This is a genomic window from Streptomyces aidingensis (assembly GCF_900112355.1).
Taxonomy (GTDB): Bacteria; Actinomycetota; Actinomycetes; order Streptomycetales; family Streptomycetaceae; genus Streptomyces; species Streptomyces aidingensis.
Map to the genome: position 1 here is coordinate 32,552 of NZ_FOLM01000014.1, position 20,257 is coordinate 52,808.

The window sequence follows — 20,257 nt, forward strand, 5'->3', positions numbered from 1 at the left end:
CGATTAGCTCAGCGGGAGAGCGCTTCCCTGACACGGAAGAGGTCACTGGTTCAATCCCAGTATCGTCCACTCCTGCACACCGACCGCACATCAATGGTCTTCCGCACTGCGCGCCCGCTGTCGCGGGCGCGTTTCTGCGTTCCCCCGCTGCTTCGCCCGGCCCTCGCTCTGCCGGCTTTCTCCTGCGCCGCGGCGCCGCGGAGACGGAAAAGAGGCGGCGGGGCACCTCCCCAGGTGCCCCGCCGCAGGCCGTCCGCCACGCCCCCGTCCCCACGGGGCTCATGTCCCGGATTTGTCCCCGGCCCGGACCGCTCTTCCGGGCCTGTCGGAGCGCCTCAGCGCCCCAGCACTCCGGCTACGGACGACGTCTGTGCAACCACGGCTTCCACCCCGCCGAACATCAGGGCCAGGACGAACGCACACGGCAGGACCATCGCCAGGGCCACCAGCGGGTGGCGCCGTCCGGAACCGCGCGCCCGGGTCCCGGGCAGCAGCGCCTGTGCCATCGTCCTTCCCCTCCTCGCGATGCCGGTCACGGCGGGTCCGGCCGCGGCCGGTCCCGATGAGAGGCGGCGGGCGGGTGACCTCGGGGGACGAGTGCTTCGCCCGCCGCCTGGAGAAAACATTAGGTCCCCGGGGCGACGCCCGCGTCAGCCCGGCGTACGGCATGCGGGGCCTCCCGGAGGATGACCCCGCACGCTTTGTCTACTCCCCAGGGTGGAGGCCGCACCCCGGGATACCCCGATACCGGCCGGGGGTTGGCCCGGCCGGGGGCCGCGGGCGGGCCCGCCGCGGGGCCGTGCGGCGCGGACGGACCGCGGTGTGCGCGGCCTGTCCGCGCTCCGGCAGCACAGTCCGTAAGCTGTGCAGCGACAGCGAACCCGGGCGGCGAGGTAGGGACATGGCGATGATGCGGCTCCGGCGCGAGGACCCGCGAGTCGTCGGAACGTTCAGGCTGCACCGCCGGCTGGGGGCCGGCGGGATGGGCGTGGTCTACCTCGGTTCCGACCGGCGCGGGCAGCGGGTGGCGCTGAAGGTGATCCGCCCGGATCTCGCCGAGGACGAGGAGTTCCGTTCGCGTTTCGCCCGGGAGGTGTCGGCGGCGCGGCGCATCCAGGGCGGCTGCACGGCACGGGTGGTGGCCGCCGATCTGGAAGCGGCCCGGCCGTGGTTCGCGACCCAGTATGTGCCGGGCCCCTCACTGCACGACCGGGTGGCCGACGGCGGCCCGCTGCCCGCGGCCGAGACCGGGGCCATCGGGGCGGCGCTGGCCGAAGGGCTGGTGGCGGTGCACGAGGCGGGCGTGGTGCACCGGGATCTCAAGCCGTCGAACATCCTGCTGTCGCCCAAGGGGCCGCGGATCATCGACTTCGGCATCGCCTGGGCGCGGGGGGCCTCCACCCTGACGCATGTCGGCACGGCGGTCGGGTCGCCCGGCTTTCTGGCTCCGGAGCAGGTGCGGGGCGCGGCGGTGACCCCGGCCACCGACGTGTTCTCGCTGGGCGCCACGCTGGCCTACGCGGCCACCGGGGAGACACCGTTCGGTCAGGGCAGTTCCGAGGTGATGCTCTACCGGGTGGTGCACGAGGAGCCGGATCTGCGGGCGGTGCCGGTGGCGCTGGAGCCGCTGCTGCGGGCCTGTCTGGCCAAGTCGCCGCAGGACCGGCCGACCACCGTGCAGCTCTCGGTGCGGCTCAAGGAGATCGCCTCCCGGGAGGCCCGGGGGGCCGGGCTGGCCGCGCAGCGATCCTCGTCCCCGGGTGCGCAGCGGCCCGCGGTGCGGCGCCCCCGGCCGCCGGGCCGGCTGCCGGGGACCCGGCGGGTGACGCCGCCCGCCGCGCGGCCGGTGCCGGCCGGACCGGCGGCGGGTACCGGCCGGCCGGGGCCGGGGGCCGGGGCGGCCCGGGTGCGTCCCCGGCCGCCGCGGCGCGGGGTGGACCGGCGGCTGCTGCGCCAGCGGCTGGTGGTCTTCGTGACCGTGACGCTGCTGGTGATCCTCGGCCTGACCGCCGTCCAGGGCTGCCAGGGCGCGCTCTGAGCGGCCGGCCGCCGGCCGGCCGGCCCGGGGTCAGCGGCGGCGGCCGGGGGCCAGGGTGTAGAAGGCCACGGCGGAGGCGGCGGCGACATTCAGGGAGTCGACGCCCGCGGCCATCGGAATCCGTACCGTGACATCGGCGCCGGCCAGGGTGGCGGGCCCGAGTCCGGCGCCCTCGGTGCCCAGGATCAGGGCGATCCGGGGATGGTGCCGGGCCGCGAACTCGTCCAGGGTGACGGCGTCCGGAGCGAGGGCGAGCGCGGCGGTGAGATAGCCGGCCTCGCGCAGCAGCGACAGACCGCCGGCGGGCCAGGGGCCGGTCCGGGTCCAGGGAATCCGGAGGACGGCGCCCATCGACACCTTGACCGAACGGCGGTAGAGCGGATCGGCGCACCCCGGGGTCACCAGCACGGCGTCCATCCCCAGCGCGGCGGCGCTGCGGAAGGCGGCCCCGACATTGGCGTGGTCGACGATATCCTCCAGCACCGCGATCCGGCTCACCGACCCGGCCCGGGCGAGCCCGGAGAGCAGGGCGGCGGGGCCGGGCAGCGGCTTGCGGGCCATGGCGGCCAGCGCCCCGCGGTGCACATGAAAGCCCGTCACCCGCTCGGCCAGCTCCGGGGAGACCAGATAGACCGGGGCCTGCCCGGCGTCGGTGAGATCCCGCATGGCATCGGCCCACCTGGGGGTGAGCAGCATGGAGCGCATCCGGTAACCCGCCTCCAGGGCCCGGCGGATGACCTTCTCGCCCTCGGCCATGAACAGGCCCTCGGCCGGCTCGCGCACCCGGCGCAGGGCCACATCGGTGAGCGAGGTGTAGTCGGACAGCCGGGGGTCGGCGGGATCGGTGATCTCGGCCGGCCGGACGGTCACCGCTCCCCCGCCCCGTCTTCCCCGCCCCCGGCGACGGCGACGACCTCGCCGACGACGATGACGGCCGGCGGCCGGATCTCCTCCTCGGCGACCCGGTCCGCGACGGTGGCCAGGGTGGCGTCCACCCGGCGCTGGGCGGCCATGGTGCCCTCCTGCACCACCGCGACCGGGGTGCCGGCCGGGCGGCCGTGCCGGATCAGGGTGTCCGCGATGGCACCGATGCGTTCCACGGCCATCAGCAGCACCAGGGTGCCGCGCAGCCCGGCCAGCGCGGCCCAGTCCACCAGCGATCCGGGGTTGTCGGGCGCCATATGGCCGCTGACCACGGTGAACTCATGGGCGACACCGCGGTGGGTGACCGGGATGCCGGCCGCCGCGGGCACGCTGATCGCGCTGGAGATGCCGGGCACCACGGTGACCGGGATGCCCGCCTCGGCCAGCGCCTGGACCTCCTCCATGCCCCGGCCGAAGACATAGGGGTCGCCGCCCTTGAGCCGGACCACGGACCTGCCGGCCTTGGCGTGCTCGATCAGGGCGCGGTTGATGGCCTCCTGCGCCATGGCCCGGCCGTAGGGGATCTTGGCCGCGTCGATGATCTCGACATGCGGGGGGAGTTCGTCGAGCAGGTCGCGGGGGCCGAGGCGGTCGGCGATGACCACATCGGCCTCGGCGAGCAGCCGCCGGCCGCGCACCGTGATCAGATCGGGGTCGCCCGGACCGCCGCCGACCAGGGCGACCCCGGCGGTCCGGCCGCGGTGCCGGGGGGCGGTCAGGGTGCCGTCCCGCAGGCCCTCCACCACGGCGTCGCGGACCGCGGCAGAGCGGCGCGGGTCGCGGCCGGTGAGCACGGCCACCGTGACGCCCTCGCTGCGGCCGGTGGCCGGGGTCCAGGCGGTGGCCGCCTCGGCGTCGTCGCTGCGCACGCACCACACCCGGGCGGATTCGGCCTCGGCGGAGGCGGCTGCGTTGACCGCGGGGTCGTCGGTGGCGATCAGCGCGTACCAGGCGTCGGCCAGGTCGCCCGCTCGGTATCCGCGTGGCTCCCAGCGCAGTTCGCCCGCCTCGGCCATGGCCTGGACGGAGGGGGTGACCTCGGGGGCGATCAGCCGGACATCGGCACCGGCGGCGAGCAGCGCGGGCAGCCGCCGCTGGGCGACGGTGCCGCCGCCGAGGACGAGGACGCGGCGCCCGGCGAGGCGGAGTCCGACGGGATACGCGGGGTGATCGGGAACAGACACGGGCATGGGTGGTACGGGCTCCTCGCGGCTGAAGGGGATCGCTGCCGCTGCTGCACCGGAGCGGCTGCTGGGGGGACGGCCTCGGATCACCTTACGACGCGGCGCCCGCCGCCGGGCCGGAGCGAGGGCCCATCGGAACCACACCGTGTGCTACCTCACCTGCGGCGGGGCCGCGCCGGGAGGCGGGCGCGCGGTGCGGCGGCCCGCGCCGCCCGGTGGCCGCGGAACCACCGGCCGCGGCGACGGCACCCGCACCGGCCCGGCCCCCGGCCCGACGACGCCGCTCGGCGCGGCACCGCGTTGCCGAACTGCCGGGACCGGTCCCCGGCCGGCACGCGGACCGCGCCCGCTGCGCCGGGGCACCGGGCCCGTGCAGGGCCGCATGCCGCCGGGTGGCCGGAGGCCGGTGCGGTCCTGGCGCTCCGGGCGGGCGATGGGGCACGGGCCCCGCCCGCGCCGGGCCGGCGGGGCGGCTCAGTTCTTGTCGGTGATGCCGGCCGCGTCGAAGGTGGCCACCTCCGCCATGGCGCGGGCCGCCGACTGGACCAGCGGGAGGGCCAGCAGGGCGCCGGTGCCCTCGCCGAGCCGCAGATCCAGATCGACCAGCGGGCGCAGGCCCAGGGTGTTGAGGGCCGCGGCATGGCCGGGCTCGGCGCTGCGGTGGCCGGCCACGCAGGCGGAGACCGCCTCGGGCGCGATGGTGCGGGCCACCAGGGCCGCGGCGCCCGCGCTCACCCCGTCCAGGATCACCGGCACCCGGAGCGAGGCGCCGCCCAGGATGAAGCCGGTGAGCGCGGCGTGTTCCAGGCCGCCGATGGCGGCCAGCAGGCCGAGCGGATCGGCCGCCGGGTCCGGCTTGTGCAGCTCCAGGGCGCGACGCACCACCTCGATCTTGAGGGCGTGGGTCTCGTCGTTGATGCCGGTGCCGCGGCCGGTGACCTCGGCCGGGTCGGCGCCGGTGCAGGCGGCGATCAGCGCGGCCGAAACGGTGGTGTTGGCAATGCCCATCTCGCCCGTGAGCAGCGCCCGGTTGCCCGCGGCCACCAGGTCGCGGGCGGTCTCGATGCCGATCTCGACGGCGCGCTGCGCCTCTTCCGGGGTCATGGCCGGGCCGGCGGTGAAGTCCGCCGTGCCCGGGCGCACCTTGCGCGGCAGCAGGCCGGGGGTGGCGGGCAGTCCGCCCGCCACGCCGACGTCGATCACGCACACCTCGGCCCCGACCTGGTTGGCGAAGGCGTTGCACACCGCCCCGCCGCCCAGGAAGTTGGCCACCATCTGGGCGGTGACCTCCTGCGGCCAGGGGGTGACGCCCTGGGCGTGCACCCCGTGGTCCCCGGCGAACACGGCCACCGCGGCGGGCTCCGGGACGGGCGGCGGGCAGAGCCGGGACAGGCCGCACAGCTGGGCGCCGATGATCTCCAGTGCGCCCAGCGAACCGGCCGGCTTGGTCATCCGCTTCTGGCGCTCCCATGCCTCGCCGAGCGCCTGGGCGTCCAGCGGGCGGATCTGCTCCAGGGTCTCGGCGAGCAGGTCGTGCGGGTCCGCGCCGGGCAGTGCGCGGCGTCCGTAGGACTCCTCGTGCACCACCCAGGACAGCGGGCGGCGGCGGGACCAGCCGGTCTGCACCAGCTCCGGCTCGCCGGGGAATTCGTCGACATAGCCGATGCAGAGATACGCCACGATCTCCAGATGCCCGGGGAGTTCGAGGGAGCGGACCAGTTCGCGCTCGTCGAAGAAGCTGACCCAGCCGACGCCCAGGCCCTCGGCGCGTGCGGCCAGCCAGAGGTTCTCCACCGCGAGGGCGGCGGAGTACGGGGCCATCTGCGGCTGGGAGTGACGGCCCAGGGTGTGCCGGCCGCCCCGGGTCGGGTCGGCGGTGACCACGATGTTGACCGGGGTGTCGAGGATGGCCTCGACCTTCAGCTCCTTGAACTGCTTGGCGCGGGCCCGGGGCAGCGACTCGGCGTAGGCCGCGCGCTGCCGCATGGCCAGCTCGTGAACCTTCTGGCGGGTCTCCTCGGAGCGGATGATGACGAAGTCCCAGGGCTGGGAATGGCCCACGCTGGGCGCGGTGTGCGCGGCCTCCAGGACCCGGAGCAGCACCTCGTGCGGGATCGGGTCGGGGCGGAAGCCGTTGCGGACGTCGCGCCGCTCGCGCATCAGCCGGTGCACGGCCTCCCGCTCGGCCTCGGCATAGCCGGGGGCGGCCTCCTCGGCCGGGGGCGCCGTGGCGTCCGGGTCCGGGGGGCCGGCGGGGACGGGCTCGGCGGGCCGGGCGGCCTGGGCCGCGGGGCCGGCGCTCTCCGGTACGGCGTCGGGCGCGGCCTCGGTACGGGGCGCCGGCACCCCGGCCGGGGCGTCGGGTCCGGCCTCGGCGCCGGCTGCCGGTGCCTCGGGGACGGGCTCGGCGGCGGCCGGCGCGGGCGCGGGTTCCCCGGCGGGCGGGACCGCTTCGGCGGGCAGCGGCGGCCCGGGCTCCCCGGCCTCCGCCGGGGGCACCGCGGCCGGCACCGGTTCCGGGCCCTGCGGCCCGGGGGCCGGCCCGGCGGTCTGCCAGGCGCCGGGCTGGGCGGGCAGCACCCCGGCCGGCGGGATCGCGTGCTGCCCGGCGGGCATGGGGTGGGCCGGGGCGGCCGGCGCCGGATGCGCGTGCCGGCCGGCGGGCTGGGACGCAGCGTGGGCGGCGTTGGGGTGGGCGGCGGGCCGGGGCTGGACGGCCGGTTCCTGCGACCGGCTCCCCGCCTGGCCCTGCATGGGGTTGTGGGCCTGGTCGTGGGGCTGACTGTGAGGCTGGCTGTGGGACTGGCCGTGAAGCCCGGGGTGCGTCTGGGTCCCGGCCACGGCCTCGGGGCCGAGGGCTTCCGGCCCGGGGGCGGGGCCGGGAACCGGGGAACCCTGCGGCGGGGTGTGGGGAGCGGCGGCTGCGTGCTGCGGCACGCCCTGGGCCGCCGGGGCGGCGGCCCCCACCGGCGGCACCGGCTGCGGCGGCTGGGCCTGCCCGGCGTGCGGCGCCGCGGCGCCCGGCACACCGGGGTGCCCGGCCGCGGGGTCCGGGGAGCCGTCCGGCGGGGCGGCGAAGACCGGCCGGGGTGTGCCCGAGGCGGGGGTGCCGTAGGACGTCACGGCCTCCCCCCAGGCTCCGGCGGGGCCCGGCATCAGCAGATCCTCGTCCTCGTGCTCGTCGGCGCCGTCGGCCGCGGCGGGGAACGGGAAGGCGCCCGGAACCGGCATGACCCCCGGGTCAAGCGGTCCCGCCTGCGCACCTGCCTGCCCCGACTGTCCCCGCTCCGCGTTGTGGCCGGTGTCCGTCATGCGTACCTCTCGCGCATCGGTCTTGCTCCTTCAGCCCCGGCGAGTGCCGCGCCACCGGGCCGGCGAGCGGCAGTCGTGCGGCACGCAAGACCCCGCTCCCCACCATCCGGACATGCGGGGAGGAATCCCGCGCACGGGCGGCGGCACAACGATCCATCACCCTACCCGCCACGACCGACAGTCCCGGCGGCCGGTGTCCGGGACCGGCATGAATGGCCCTGATTTGTCACCGATGTTGTCGTTGCGCGATTCACATCCGGCTGCCGACGAGCAGAAACGCCACAGTGCGCCCGCTCTCCGACCAGTTGTCCGTATTCAGCTCCATCAACTGGACAAGTGCACACTCGGCCCGGTAGCCGCCGGCGGCCAGGGCCCGGCCGGCCGCCTCCGCCTCGTCGCGGGTCATGGCGTGGGTGACGATCCGCTGCGGGCGGCGGTCCACGCAGGCGGTCAGGGCGCGCAGCCCGCCGCCGCCGATCCGGATCACATCCGGCTCGGGCAGCGACCGCAGCACCTGCGGGGCGGCGCCGTGCACGACCTGGAGCTGGACGCCGAGGCGGGACGCCGCCGCCTGCACCCGGGTGCAGGCGGCGGCGTCCCGGTCGACGGCGATGACCGCGGCGCCCAGCCTGGCCGCCTCGGCGGCGGTCAGTCCGTCGTCGCAGCCGACGTCCCAGAGCAGATCGCCGGTGCGCGGGCCCAGCGCGGCGAGTTGCAGGGCGCGCAGCCTGCTGTCCGGGTCCGGGGCTCCGGCGGCCGGGGCCGTGCCCGGGCCGTCCGCGCGGCTGCCCGGGCGACCGTCGGGACGGCTGTCGGGGCGGCTGTCGGGACGGAGGTCCAGGCGGAGGTCCGCGTGGACGGCGGCGGGCAGGCCCCAGCCGCGCGGGCGGTGGTCCTCGGCCGGGTCCAGGCCGGCCAGCCAGTGCTCACCGTCCGGGGCGGCGGCCGGGGCGCCGATCACCAGGATGAGGTTCGGGTCCCGCCAGCGGTGCTCGGCGACCCGGTCCGAGGTGAGCACCGTGACCCGTTCCTCGTCGGTGCCCAGCGACTCGCAGATCACAAAGGTGCGCGGCACCGGGCCCAGCAGCAGGGCGATCTCCGCCGGACCGGCCCCGGGCGCGGTGAGCACCGCCACCTTGGTGTGCGCCCGGCAGACATTGACCGCGCGGCGCAGGGTGCGGCGATGGGCGACGACCACCCGGGCGTCGTCCCAGGGCATGCCGGCCCGGGCGAAGGCCTCGGCGACCGCGGAGACGGCCGGGATGACCTCGACCTCCAGCCCGTGCCGCGGGTCGCGCAGCGCGCGCACCACGCCGAAGAAGCCCGGGTCGCCGTCGGTCAGCACCACCGCGGTGCCGCGGTGGGCGGCGATCCGTCCGGCCGCGACCGTCACACTGCCCAGCCGGACCGTTTCGACGGCGGCCGGGACCTCGGGCAGCGCCAGATGGCGGGGAGCGCCCGCCACCAGGGTGGCGGCGGCCAGTGCGGCACGTGCCGCGGGGGTGAGCGGCGAGCCGTCCCACCCGATCACGGTGACGCGGTCGGCCATGGTCAGCGCGCTCCCACAGTTGTGTCGCCGTCAGGGCTGGCAGCCTATCGCGCCGCAGGTCAGTGGCCCCGGGGGGACTCCTCCAGATCCTCCGGCAGAAGGCTCCAGACGATGAGATCGCCACGGATCTCGGTCCATCCGCCGCCCGCGGTCCGGCTGCGCACGATGGAGGCGTTGCGCAGCACGCCCTCGCTGACGCAGCCCAGCTTGAGCACCACCTGCTGGGCGGCGGTGTTGGCGGCGGCGGTGCGCAGTTCCAGCCGCTCGAACTTCTGGTCGCGGAACAGCCAGTCGGCGGCGGCCAGCACCGACTCGGCCGCGTAGCCCTCGCCCCGTGCCCAGGGGGCGACCACATAGCCGGCCTCGGCGGAGCGGATGCGCCAGTCGGTGCGCCGCAGATGGACGGTGCCGACCAGGCGCTGGGTGAGGTGTTCGGTCACCGCGAACACGATGCCCCGGCCCTCGGTGCGCTCCGCGGGGGCGAGCAGGCTCACCCACTGGCGCGCGTCGCGCAGGGTGTAGGGGGTGGGGGCGGATGTCCAGGCGGCGGTGAGCTCGTCGTTCATCATGTCGATGAGCTCCGGGACATGCACTTCCTCGAACGGGCCCAGCACCAGTCTCTCGGTGGTGATGGTGACGTCGGGGAAGGTGGGTGTCATTGCGCCGCTCCATGCGTGGGGTCCGGGGGACAGCATGCAGCATGTGCGCCCGGATGTGCAGCGCCGGGGTCCCTGCCGCGTCTCCTCGCCCGCTCACGGTACCCCCGGGACGCTGCCCCGGACCTGCCCCCGGTCCGGCCACCGCGGCGGGGCGGGGCGGCACGGGCGGTTCCGGACGGTCCGCCGCCGCCCAGTAGAGTCGGCCGCATGCTCACCCCTCTGACCGTCGCGCTGGCCGTGACGGCCCTGCTGCTGGCGGCCTGGTGCGGCCTGGCCGCCCTGCGCGGCCAGCCGACCAAGGACTGGCACTTCGGCGGCATGGCGGTGGTGTCGCTGCTGGCGGTCGGGCAGCTCGTGATCGGCGTGGTGCTGCTGGCGCGCGGCGAACGGCCGGCCGGGGACACCACGGCGGTGCTGGTCTCCTACCTGCTGACGGTGGCGTTGTGCGTGCCGGTGACGGGTCTGGTCTCGCTGGGCGAGCGGACCCGGTGGGGCTCGGCGACGGTGGCGGTGGGCGCGCTGACGGTGCCCGCGCTCCAGCTGCGGCTGCACGACATCTGGGGAGGCGGTCTTGGCTGACGCGCCCACTGCGGAGGAGCACCGCGGCACCGGACGGCGGCGGCTGGCGTCCGGCCCCGGGCTGCTGCTGGTCACCGTCTACGCCATCATCACCGTCGGGGCGTTGTCGCGGTCGCTCTACCAGCTCACCACGCGCCTGGACCAGGCCCCGCTGGCCTACTCGCTCTCGGCGGTGGCCGCGGTGGTGTACGTGCTGATCACGGCGGCGCTGGTACGGGGCGGCGAGAACGCCCGCCGGCTGGCCCTCGGCGCCTGCGTGGCGGAGCTGGCGGGCGTTCTCACCGTCGGCACCTGGACGGTGCTCGACCCCTCGGCCTTCCCCGACACCACGGTGTGGTCGGGCTACGGCATGGGTTATCTGTTCATTCCGGTAGTCCTGCCGGTGACCGGGCTGTTGTGGCTCCGCGGTTCCCGGCAGGGCCGCCGGCCCTGACTGGCGGGGCGGGGACGCCGGCCGGGCGGCCTCAGGCGCTGGCGGCCAGCTCCCCGGCGGCGACATTGCCCCCGGTGGTCCCGGCGCCGGACTGCTTCTCCAGGGTGACCAGACTGAGGGCCGCGGAGACCTGCTCGGTGGCGACGGGCACATAGCCCATCTTGCGGTAGAGACGGAGATTGCCCTCGCTGCGGTGCCCGGTGAACAGGCGGTAGCGGCTGGCGGCCCGTTCGCCGGCCAGCAGCTCCTCCAGCGCGGCCAGCAGCCGGCTGCCCAGCCCGTGGCGCTGCATGCGGGGGTGGACGATCAGCTTGGAGATGGCGGCGGTGCCATGCTCGTCGACGCGGCCCCGTACGGACCCCACGACCTCGTCCCCGAGGCGTGCCACCAGCACACAGCCGTCGGAGAGTTCGGCGCGGAGTTCGTCCAGGCTCTGGGTGAGCGGTTCGAGGCGGTAGTTGTTGTAGAGCTCGGCCTCCGACTGGTAGCAGAGGTACTGCAGCTTCAGGATGTGCTCGGCGTCCTGTTCGGTGGCCGGTCCGATCGTGACGCTCATGCCCATGGCGCACGCCTCCTCACGGGGATGGGGCCGGGCGCGCCATGCTGAGGGTGGTGCGCGTCCGGCCGTCTGGTGCCCTGCCGGCACAGGCGTGGGTCGGCCCGTGCCAGATGCATTCTGTCCGGACGTTCCACGCCGCGGAACTCACAAACGCGAAGTCGCCTGTGAGATTTCCGACTCCGCAGCGTGCGCGGCCGCCCCCGGAGGGCAGCTTCCGGGGGCGGCGGCAGGAGGCGGCGGGGCCGCAGCGGCCCGCGCCGGAGGTGAGCGGCGGATCAGGACCCGGTGGCCGCCCGGAAGTCGGCGGCGGCCAGCAGCGCGGTGTCCGGGTTGTCGGTGAAGATCCCGTCGATTCCCTGGTCGAACCAGGTCCGCAGGGCACCGAAGACGTCTCCGTAGCCGTCCGGGTCGGTGCCGCGGCGGTACTCGGCGGGCAGGAAGCGGTTCTCGTTGCGGGCCGTGTAGGGGTGCAGGAGCAGGCCCGCGGCATGCGCGTCGGCGACCAGGGTGGTGGGCGCGCCCAGGGTGCCGTCCTGGTTGCGGGGGATGATCAGGTCCAGCAGCGGCCCGATGCCCTGGGCGTAACCGGCGATCTCGGCCAGGCCCGCGGGGGTGACCAGATCGGCCACGGTGCGCGGGTCGCCGGTGGTCTGGAAGTCGAAGGGCCGGTCGTCCGGGGTCCAGAGCAGCACCACGCGCGCGGTGTCCACCAGGCGGGACATCCGCTCCATGCTGGTGGGCTCGAACGACTGGAGGAAGACCGGGGAGTGCCTGCGGTGCAGACCGTACTTGCGGAGCAGGCGGGCCAGTTCCTCCTCCAGCGGCACGCCGGCGGAGCGGAAGTAGGTCGGGTGCTTGGTCTCCGCGTGCAGCCAGACCGGGCGGCCCCGGCGGCGGCCCTGCTCACGGGCCCAGACCAGCACCTCCTCGAAGGAGGGCACGGTCCAGCGGCCGTTGTAGAGGGTGTTGTGCGGGCGGATGTCCGGGATGCGCTCGACGGCGCGCAGCGTCTTCAGCTCGGCCAGCGTGAAGTCCTCGGTGAACCAGCCGGTGATCTCGGTGCCGTCCACGGTCTTGGTGGTGCGGCGGGACGCGAACTCCGGGTGGTCGGCGACATCGGTGGTGCCGCCGATCTCGTTCTCGTGGCGGCAGACCAGCTTGCCGTCCTTGGTGGGGACCAGGTCCTGTTCGATGACGTCCGCGCCCATGTCCAGGGCGAGCTGGTAGGAGCCCAGGGTGTGCTCCGGACGGTAGCCGGAGGCGCCGCGGTGGGCGATCACCGCGGGCACGGGCAGTGCGCCGCGGCCGCGGCCCCGGCCCCCGTGTCCGGAGCCGCCGCGGCGGCCGGTGGCGTGGGCCGGGCCGGCCGAGGCGGCCAGTACGGCCGCCGCTCCGGCGCCGGCCGCGGCTGCCGCGCCGAGCACCGCGCGGCGGCCCGGCGAGCCGGTTCCCGGCTCCGTCACCGCCCCGGTGTTCCGCTCCGTCTCCCCTGCCCCGGATGCTGCCCGCTGCTTCGCTGCCATGCGTGCTCCTGAGATGGTGGCTCCGTTCTGGGTGCGGACCGATGCTAGGAGCAGGCGATGATCCGGCCGGGGTCCTGCGGGCGAACAGTGGCCGAAGAGGGCACGACGCGCGTCCGGCCGCCCGGGGCGGCGGCTGCGGCACGGGCCGGACGTACGCCTGTCCGGCGCGGTACACCGGCTGTGCGGCCCACCGGAGTGCGCGATAGTGTCCTGAGCTGCGCGATGAGTGCGCGGCTTGTCTCGACCGGAGGGGTCCGTTGTCCTTTCAGCTTCTGAAGCTCATTCTCGGACCGCTGCTGAGGCTGCTGTTCCGGCCCCGGGTGGAGGGCGCGGGCAACATTCCCGGCACGGGGCCGGTGATCCTGGCGGGCAACCATCTGACCTTCATCGACTCGATGATCCTGCCGCTGGTGTCCGGGCGGCGGGTGTTCTTCATCGGCAAGGACGAATATGTGCGCGGCCGGGGCCCGAAGGGCCGGCTGATGGCCTGGTTCTTCACCGCGGTCGGCATGATCCCGGTGGACCGGGACGGCGGGCACGGCGGGGTGGCCGCGCTGCTGACCGGACGCCGGGTGCTGGAGGAGGGCAGGGTCTTCGGGATCTACCCCGAGGGCACCCGCTCCCCGGACGGGCGGCTGTACCGGGGCCGGACCGGTATCGCCCGGCTGACGCTGATGACCGGGGCGCCGGTGGTGCCGTTCGCCATGATCGGCACCGACCGGGTGCAGCCGGGCGGGGCCGGGCTGCCGCGGCTCGGGCGCGGGCGGCGCATCCGGGTGCGGTTCGGCCGGCCGCTGGACTTCTCGCGCTACGACGGCATGGACCGGGACCGCTATGTGCTGCGGGCGATCACCGATGAGGTGATGACCGAGGTGATGCGGCTCTCCGGCCAGGAGTACGTGGACATGTACGCCACCAAGGCGAAGACGGTCCGCACCGCGGCGTGATCCCGCGGAGCCCCGCGGGCCGGGGGCGGGGTCAGTCCCCGCCCCGGGGCCCGGGCCGGACGGCGGCGCGGGGCGCGGCGGCGGCCGTCCCGGTCTGGTGGGCGGCGGCGCGGCCGGGCCGCCGGGGCGCCGTGGTGGTGCGGAGGCTCCGGGGCCGGGCACCGGCCAGGTGATCGGGAAGCCGGGCGGCCGGGGGCCGTCCCGACCCGGCTCCGCCCCGCCGGCCTGCGGTGTTTACGATGAGCGGGACCGTCCGGCGGTGCCGCCGGTCGCAGCCCCGAGCGAGGAGTCCCATGCCGGCCACCGAGTCCGAGACCGCGCCCGCCCCGATCCGCTGGGGCATCCTGTCCACCGGAGGGATCGCCGAGAAGTTCACCCAGGATCTCGCCACCATGCCCGATGCCGAGGTGGTGGCCGTCGGCTCCCGCACCCTGGAGTCCGCCACCGCCTTCGCCGAGCGGCACGCCGTCCCCCGGGCCTACGGAAGCTGGCCGGAGCTGGCCGCCGACCGGGAGCTGGACGTGGTCTATGTGGCCACCCCGCAGACCGGCCATGCCGCCGCCACCCGGCTGTTCCTCCAGGCGGGCGTGCCGGTGCTGTGCGAGAAGCCGTTCACCCTCTCCGAGGCCGAGGCCCGGCCGCTGGTGGAACTGGCCCGGGAACGCAAGGTCTTCCTGATGGAGGCCATGTGGACCTACTGCAATCCGGTGATCCGCACCATGACGGAGCTGATCGCGGACGGCGCCATCGGCGAGGTGCGAGCGGTGCACGCCGACTTCGGTCTGCCCGGCCCGTTCCCGCCCGGCCACCGGCTGCTGGATCCGGCGCGCGGCGGCGGCGCCCTGCTGGACCTGGGCGTCTACCCGGTGTCCCTGGCCCATCTGGTGCTGGGTGAGCCCGAGTCGGTGAGCGCCCACGGCCGTCTGGAGGGCGGTGTGGATGTCAACACCGGGATGCTGCTGGGCTACGGCTCCGGTGCGGTGGCCGCGCTGACGTGTTCCCTCTACGCCGACACCCCGCTGCGTGCGGCGGTGACCGGAACGGCCGGGCGGATCGAGTTCCCGCGCGGCTTCTTCTTCCCCGAGGAGTTCGTGCTGCACCGGCCGGACCGCGAGCCGGAGGAGTTCAGCGGCTACCGTCCGGGCCGCACCTTTGTGCACCAGGCGGCCGAGGTGATGCGGGCGCTGCGGGCCGGGGAGAAGGAGTCGCCGCTGGTGCCGCTGGAGGGCAGCCTGGCCGTGATGCGCACCCTGGACCGGGTGCGGGACGCCATCGGCCTGCGCTTCCCGGGCGAGGACGCCCGGTAGGCATCTCACGTCCCGTTCCGTCGGCGGCCGGGAACGGCCCGGCGGGAAGACCGGCCGGAAGGGGGCGGTGGGCGGGGATTCCCCGCCCACCGCCCCCTTCCGGGTGTCCCGCGCCTCCGCCCGGCGGGTCAGCCGCGGGCGGCGGGGCCGCCGGCCTCGGCCCACTCCCGCTGCACCGCCAGCCCGGCCTTGACCTCGGCAAGCTGTACGGCCACCGCGGACGGCGCGGTCCCGCCGCGCCCGGAGCGCGCGGCCAGCGCGCCCGGCACACTCAGCACCTCCCGCACATCCGGCGTCAGCCGCGGCGAGATCTTGGCGAACCGCTCGTCCGTCAGCTCGTCCAGTTCGATGCCCTCGGCCTCGCAGACCTTGACACACTCCCCCGCGATCTCGTGTGCCTCCCGGAACGGCACTCCCCGCTTGACCAGCCATTCGGCGATGTCGGTGGCCAGCGAGAAGCCCGCCGGGGCGAGTTCCGCCATCCGCTCCCGGTGCACGGTCAGGGTGGCCATCATCCCGGTGAAGGCGGGCAGCAGCACCTCGAGCTGGTCGCAGGAGTCGAAGACCGGCTCCTTGTCCTCCTGCAAGTCCCGGTTGTAGGCGAGCGGCAGGGCCTTGAGGGTGGCGAGCAGCCCGGCCAGATTGCCGATCAGCCGGCCCGACTTGCCGCGCGCCAGCTCGGCGATGTCCGGGTTCTTCTTCTGCGGCATGATCGAGGAGCCGGTGGAGAAGGCGTCATGCAGGGTCACGAAGGAGAATTCCTTGGTGTTCCAGATGATCACCTCCTCGGCGATCCGGGAGAGGTCCACGCCGATCATCGCGGTGATGAAGGCGAACTCGGCGACGAAGTCCCGGGCCGCGGTGCCGTCGATGGAGTTGCCCGCAGAGCCGTGCTCGAAGCCGAGTTCCCGGGCGACCGCCTCCGGGTCCAGCCCGAGCGAGGAGCCGGCCAGCGCGCCCGAGCCGTAGGGCGAGACGGCGGTGCGCGAGTCCCACTGCCGCAGCCGCTCGCCGTTCCTGGCCAGCGCCTGCACATGGGCCAGCACATGGTGGGCGAAGAGCACCGGCTGGGCGTGCTGCAGATGGGTGCGGCCGGGCATGGCCACGTCCGGGTGCGCCTCGGCCAGGCCGATCAGCGCCTCCTGCAGATCGGCGATCAGTCCGCCGATGATCCGCGCGTGGTCCCGCAGATACATCCGGAACAGGGTGGCCACCTGGTCGTTGCGGGAGCGGCCGGCGCGCAGCTTGCCGCCCAGCTCCGGGCCGAGCCGCTCCAGCAGTCCGCGCTCCAGCGCGGTGTGCACGTCCTCGTCGGCGAGGGTGCCGGTGAAGGAGCCGTCCGCGACATCGGCGGCCAGCCGGTCCAGCCCGGCCAGCATCCGCTCCAGTTCCTCCGCGGTGAGCAGCCCGGCGGAGTGCAGTACCCGGGCGTGGGCCCGGGAGCCGGCGATGTCGTAGGGGGCCAGCCGCCAGTCGAAGTGGACGGAGGCGGAGAGCCTGGCCAGGGCCTCGGAGGGCCCGTCGGCGAACCGGCCGCCCCAGAGCCGCAGGTCCGGTGCGCCGCCGGGCGCGCTGTCGGGTGAGCTGTCGGGTGAAGTGGCGTCCGTCACTGGGCCGCTGCCCCGTCCTGGGCCCGCAGGGAGCGCTGGGCGGCGATCTTGGTGGACAGACCGAAGATCTCGATGAAGCCCTTGGCCATGGACTGGTCGAAGGTGTCGCCCGTGTCGTAGGTGGCCAGGTTGAAGTCGTAGAGCGACTGCGCGGACTTCCGGCCGGTGACGACGGCCCGGCCGCCGTGCAGGGTCATCCGGATGTCGCCGCTGACGTACTTGTTCGCCTCGTCGATGAAGCCGTCCAGGGCCTGCTTGAGCGGGGAGAACCACAGCCCGTCGTAGACCAGCTCGGTCCACCGCTGCTGCACCTGCCGCTTGAACCGGGCCAGTTCCCGCTCGACGGTGACGGCCTCCAGCTCCCGGTGCGCGGTGATCAGCGCGATGGCGCCCGGCGCCTCGTAGACCTCCCGGGACTTGATGCCCACCAGGCGGTCCTCGACCATGTCCAGCCGGCCCACCCCCTGGGCGCCGGCCCGCTGGTTGAGCTGCTGGACGGCCTGGAGCGGGGTGACCGCGACACCGTCGAGGGCCACCGGCACGCCCTGCTCGAAGGTGATGACCACCTCGTCCGCCTCCCGGGGCTCGGCCGGGTTGCGGGTGTACTCGTAGACGTCCTCGACCGGGCCGTTCCAGATGTCCTCCAGGAAGCCGGTCTCCACGGCCCGGCCGAAGACGTTCTGGTCGATGGAGTACGGGGACTTCTTGGTGGTGGCGATGGGCAGGCCCTTGGCCTCGGCGAAGGCGATGGCCTTGTCCCGGGTCATGGCGTAGTCCCGGACGGGGGCGATGCACTTCAAACCGGGCGCCAGGGAGGAGATGCCGGCCTCGAACCGGACCTGGTCGTTGCCCTTGCCGGTGCAGCCGTGGGCCACGATGCCGGCGTTGTGCTTCTCGGCGGTGGCCACCAGGTGCTTGACGATGACCGGCCGGGAGAGCGCGGAGACCAGCGGATACTGGTCCATGTACAGCGCGTTGGCCTTGACCGCGGGGACGCAGTACTCCTGGGCGAACTCGTCCCGGGCGTCCACCACCTCGGCGTCGGCCGCGCCGCAGGCGAGCGCGCGCTTGCGGATGACGTCCAGATCCTCGCCGCCCTGGCCGACGTCCACGGCCACGGCGATCACCTCGGCGCCGGTTGCCTCGGCGATCCAGCCAATACAGACGGAGGTGTCCAGTCCGCCGGAGTAGGCGAGGACGACGCGCTCGGTCACGGGAGTCTCCTTAGAAGCATGCAGCGACTGGAATAAGTATGCAGCCTTCCGCATGGTCCGTCAATCCGGCCCGCCGCGAGCGGCGGTGCGGGGGCGCGCGGCGGGCCGGACGGACCGCCTCCGGTCGAGTTGAAGCACCGCATGCGCCTCCCATGCCCCGACAACACCGCAGGTCAGAGCACCGAGCAAGGCCGATGGGACACCATGTGGAGCACCGGGCGCATGACCCGGACCGGAGTGCGCCGTTCCGGAGCTCCCGCTGCCCCTCCAAGCTGGTGGGGACCAGAACTGTCCGGATTTCTCCCCGGTGTCCGCCCGGCCCGGACATCCGCCGGAGCCCGCCGTCCGCCCCGTCCCCGTCCGGATTCCCGCATCCACCGCGAGCAGGACGACCCGTTCCGTGACGAGCCCCGCCGGCACCCGGTCCGAGCCCGCACCGCACCTGGCAACCCCGCATCCCGCATCCCGCACGACCCTCAGGGGGAGCGTACTCATGTCCGTCGATCCTGGTATGCCGGCCCGGCCCGCCACCGCCCGCCGACCGTCCCGCCGCGTCGTGGCGGGCCCGGTCCCGGTGGGCGGCGGTGCGCCGGTCTCCGTCCAGTCCATGACCACCACCAGCACCGCCGACGTGGGTGCCACTCTCCGCCAGACCGCCGAACTCAGCGCCGCCGGCTGCCGGATCGTCCGGGTCGCGGTGTCCTCGCAGGACGACGCGGACGCCCTGCCGGAGATCGCCCGGCGGCCCCGGATCCCGGTCATCGCCGATGTCCATTTCCAGCCCCGCCATGTCTTCGCCGCGATCGAGGCGGGCTGCGCCGCGGTCCGGGTCGACCCGGGCGACATCCGCCGCTCCGACGACCGGGTGAAGGACATCGCCCGGGCCGCCGCGTACGCCGGGGTCCCGGCCCGCACCGGCGTCAACGCCGGCTCGCTGGACGAACGGCTGCTGCGCAGGCACGGCCGGGCCACACCCGCCGCCCTGGTGGAATCCGCGCTCCGGGAACGCTCGCTGTGCGAGGGGCACGGATTCACCGGTCTCAAGATCTCGGTCAAGCACCACGATCCGGTGGTGGCGGTGGAGGCGTACCGGCGGCCGGCCGCCGAATGCGGCCATCCGCTGCGTCCGGGGGGCACCGAGGCCGGGCCGCTGCTCCCCCGGATCGTGGACACGCCGATCGAGGAGGCACTGCGGCCGGCCGAGGACCCCGGCGGCGCGGCCCGCACCCCGGAGGGAGCCGGCGCCGGGGGCCCGGGCGGGCCCGGGCGTCCGGCGCCGCGGGCCGCCGCCCCGGCCGTCCCGCAGGAGGCGGGCCGATGACCACCGCTCCCGGCACCACCGGTCACGCCCGGCTGGCGCGGGCCGCGCTGCGCCGCTCCCGGACCCTGCTCGAACCCGCGCTGCACACCTGGGTCCGCAGACTGCCCGGGCCGGTGGCCAGGGTCGCCTCCTACCACTTCGGCTGGACCGACGCGGCCGGCCGCCCGGACAGCGGCCCGGCCGGCAAGGCACTGCGCCCGGCGCTGGTCTTCCTCTGCGCCGAGGCGGCCGGCGGCGCCCCGGAGGAAGCGGTTCCCCCGGCCGTGGCCGTGGAGCTGGTGCACAACTTCTCCCTGCTGCACGACGACATCCTGGACGGCGACACCACCCGGCGGCACCGCGCGACGGCCTGGACGGTGTTCGGCTCCCCGGCCGCGCTGCTGGCCGGGGACGCGCTGCTGGCGCAGGCCACCCGGGTGCTGGCCGAGGACGCCTCGCCGCGCGCGGCGGCCGGCATCGGCCTGCTGGCGGACGCCACCACCCGGCTGATCGAGGGCGAGCAGGCGGATCTGGCCTTCGAGGAGCGGGACACCGTCTCACTGGCCGAATGCCTGGCCATGACCGAGCGGAAGACGGCCCAGCTGCTGGCCTGCTCCTGTGCGCTGGGCGCGCTGTGGGGCGGTGGCCCGCCGGAACGTGCGGAGTCGCTGCGCCGCTTCGGGCACCACCTGGGCATGGCCTTCCAGCTCGCCGACGACCTGCTGGGCATCTGGGGCGATCCCGAGGTGACGGGGAAGCCGGCCGGGGCGGATCTGACCAGCCGGAAGAAGTCCCTGCCGGTGGTGGCCGCGCTGGCCTCGGGGAGCCCGGCCGCCGCGGCGCTGGCCGCGGCCTACCGCCGCCCGGGGACCGACGACGGGCCGGAGCAGGCCGCCCGGCTGGCCGGACTGGTGGAGCGGGCGGGCGGCCGGGCATGGGCGGAGAACGCCGCGGCCGAGCAGCTCGCCCTGGCGCTGGGCGCGCTCGCCGCCGCCGGGGCGAAGGAGCGGCCCGCCGCCGAACTCACCGCGCTGGCCCATCTGGCCGCCCGCCGCGACCACTGATGCCGTCCGGGGCCGGGCGCGGCTCGCCCGGCCCCATCGGCTCCATCGGCGGTGC

The 20,257-nt window shown here is 75.3% G+C and carries 16 protein-coding genes, 1 tRNA gene and 1 pseudogene; 8 read left to right on the forward strand and 10 right to left on the reverse strand.

Annotated features, from left to right (window positions below; genetic code table 11):
* Positions 1-69: transfer RNA gene (locus BM242_RS22180), tRNA-Val, on the forward strand.
* 266 nt (positions 70-335) lie between these two features.
* On the opposite strand, the gene BM242_RS29610 is transcribed toward BM242_RS22180, so the two are convergent.
* A complete protein-coding gene (locus tag BM242_RS29610) occupies positions 336-506 on the reverse strand; it encodes a hypothetical protein (protein WP_175541526.1) in 171 nt (56 codons plus the stop codon).
* 395 nt (positions 507-901) lie between these two features.
* Between BM242_RS29610 and BM242_RS22185 the strand changes: the two genes are divergently transcribed.
* Positions 902-2,038, forward strand: coding sequence for a serine/threonine-protein kinase (locus tag BM242_RS22185; protein ID WP_093840666.1), 1,137 nt, complete (start codon positions 902-904; stop codon positions 2,036-2,038).
* 30 nt (positions 2,039-2,068) lie between these two features.
* Here the strand turns inward: BM242_RS22185 and BM242_RS22190 are convergent, their stop codons facing one another.
* From BM242_RS22190 to BM242_RS22210, 5 genes are all read right to left on the reverse strand, one after another.
* Positions 2,069-2,908 (reverse strand): TrmH family RNA methyltransferase, encoded by an 840-nt coding sequence (locus BM242_RS22190; RefSeq protein ID WP_245834396.1) that lies wholly within the window; start codon positions 2,906-2,908, stop codon positions 2,069-2,071.
* Positions 2,905-4,152: a uroporphyrinogen-III C-methyltransferase gene (cobA, locus tag BM242_RS22195; RefSeq protein WP_093840667.1), complete on the reverse strand. Its 1,248-nt coding sequence runs from the start codon at positions 4,150-4,152 to the stop codon at positions 2,905-2,907. Before cobA ends, BM242_RS22190 begins: the two co-directional genes overlap by 4 nt.
* A 468-nt stretch (positions 4,153-4,620) precedes the next feature.
* On the reverse strand, positions 4,621-7,377 hold the full coding sequence (cobT, locus tag BM242_RS22200) for a nicotinate-nucleotide--dimethylbenzimidazole phosphoribosyltransferase (protein ID WP_093840789.1): 2,757 nt from the start codon (positions 7,375-7,377) through the stop codon (positions 4,621-4,623).
* Positions 7,378-7,708: 331 nt separating this feature from the next.
* Positions 7,709-9,007, reverse strand: coding sequence for a precorrin-6y C5,15-methyltransferase (decarboxylating) subunit CbiE (gene cbiE, locus BM242_RS22205; protein ID WP_093840668.1), 1,299 nt, complete (start codon positions 9,005-9,007; stop codon positions 7,709-7,711).
* Positions 9,008-9,066: 59 nt separating this feature from the next.
* Positions 9,067-9,666 carry a GNAT family N-acetyltransferase gene (locus tag BM242_RS22210; protein WP_093840669.1) on the reverse strand — a complete coding sequence of 200 codons (600 nt, stop codon included), beginning with the start codon at positions 9,664-9,666 and terminating at the stop codon, positions 9,067-9,069.
* A gap of 207 nt (positions 9,667-9,873) precedes the next feature.
* On the opposite strand from BM242_RS22210, the gene BM242_RS22215 reads away from it, so the two are divergent.
* Both BM242_RS22215 and BM242_RS22220 read left to right on the forward strand, forming a co-directional pair.
* A complete protein-coding gene (locus tag BM242_RS22215) occupies positions 9,874-10,245 on the forward strand; it encodes a hypothetical protein (protein ID WP_093840670.1) in 372 nt (123 codons plus the stop codon).
* Complete coding sequence (locus BM242_RS22220) at positions 10,238-10,678, forward strand: hypothetical protein (protein WP_093840671.1); 441 nt, start codon at positions 10,238-10,240, stop codon at positions 10,676-10,678. The genes BM242_RS22215 and BM242_RS22220 overlap by 8 nt, the downstream gene beginning before the upstream one ends.
* Positions 10,679-10,709: 31 nt before the next feature.
* On the opposite strand, the gene BM242_RS22225 is transcribed toward BM242_RS22220, so the two are convergent.
* Entirely contained in the window at positions 10,710-11,240 is a 531-nt protein-coding gene (locus BM242_RS22225) for a GNAT family N-acetyltransferase (protein ID WP_093840672.1), read from the reverse strand.
* 272 nt (positions 11,241-11,512) lie between these two features.
* Positions 11,513-12,700, reverse strand: a complete 1,188-nt coding sequence (locus BM242_RS22230) for a glycerophosphodiester phosphodiesterase (RefSeq protein WP_245834412.1) — start codon at positions 12,698-12,700, stop codon at positions 11,513-11,515.
* A 317-nt stretch (positions 12,701-13,017) separates the two neighbouring features.
* Here BM242_RS22230 and BM242_RS22235 point away from each other — a divergent pair, with 317 nt between their 5' ends.
* Together BM242_RS22235 and BM242_RS22245 are read left to right on the forward strand one after the other, a co-directional pair.
* The gene (locus BM242_RS22235; protein WP_093840674.1) at positions 13,018-13,707 is read left to right on the forward strand and encodes a lysophospholipid acyltransferase family protein; all 690 of its coding nucleotides are present in this window, start codon (positions 13,018-13,020) and stop codon (positions 13,705-13,707) included.
* A gap of 293 nt (positions 13,708-14,000) precedes the next feature.
* Positions 14,001-15,014, forward strand: coding sequence for a Gfo/Idh/MocA family protein (locus BM242_RS22245; RefSeq protein WP_093840676.1), 1,014 nt, complete (start codon positions 14,001-14,003; stop codon positions 15,012-15,014).
* A 128-nt stretch (positions 15,015-15,142) separates the two neighbouring features.
* On the opposite strand, the gene argH is transcribed toward BM242_RS22245, so the two are convergent.
* The gene (gene argH, locus BM242_RS22250) at positions 15,143-16,624 is read right to left on the reverse strand and encodes an argininosuccinate lyase (RefSeq protein WP_093840677.1); all 1,482 of its coding nucleotides are present in this window, start codon (positions 16,622-16,624) and stop codon (positions 15,143-15,145) included.
* Positions 16,621-17,838 carry an argininosuccinate synthase gene (locus tag BM242_RS22255; RefSeq protein WP_093840678.1) on the reverse strand — a complete coding sequence of 406 codons (1,218 nt, stop codon included), beginning with the start codon at positions 17,836-17,838 and terminating at the stop codon, positions 16,621-16,623. The genes argH and BM242_RS22255 overlap by 4 nt, the downstream gene beginning before the upstream one ends.
* Positions 17,839-18,331: 493 nt before the next feature.
* Between BM242_RS22255 and BM242_RS22260 the strand changes: the two are divergent.
* A pseudogene (locus BM242_RS22260) lies at positions 18,332-18,988 on the forward strand (flavodoxin-dependent (E)-4-hydroxy-3-methylbut-2-enyl-diphosphate synthase); the annotation flags it as partial.
* Positions 18,989-19,155: 167 nt separating this feature from the next.
* Positions 19,156-20,202 carry a polyprenyl synthetase family protein gene (locus BM242_RS22265; protein ID WP_093840679.1) on the forward strand — a complete coding sequence of 349 codons (1,047 nt, stop codon included), beginning with the start codon at positions 19,156-19,158 and terminating at the stop codon, positions 20,200-20,202.
* Positions 20,203-20,257: the final 55 nt, after the last annotated feature.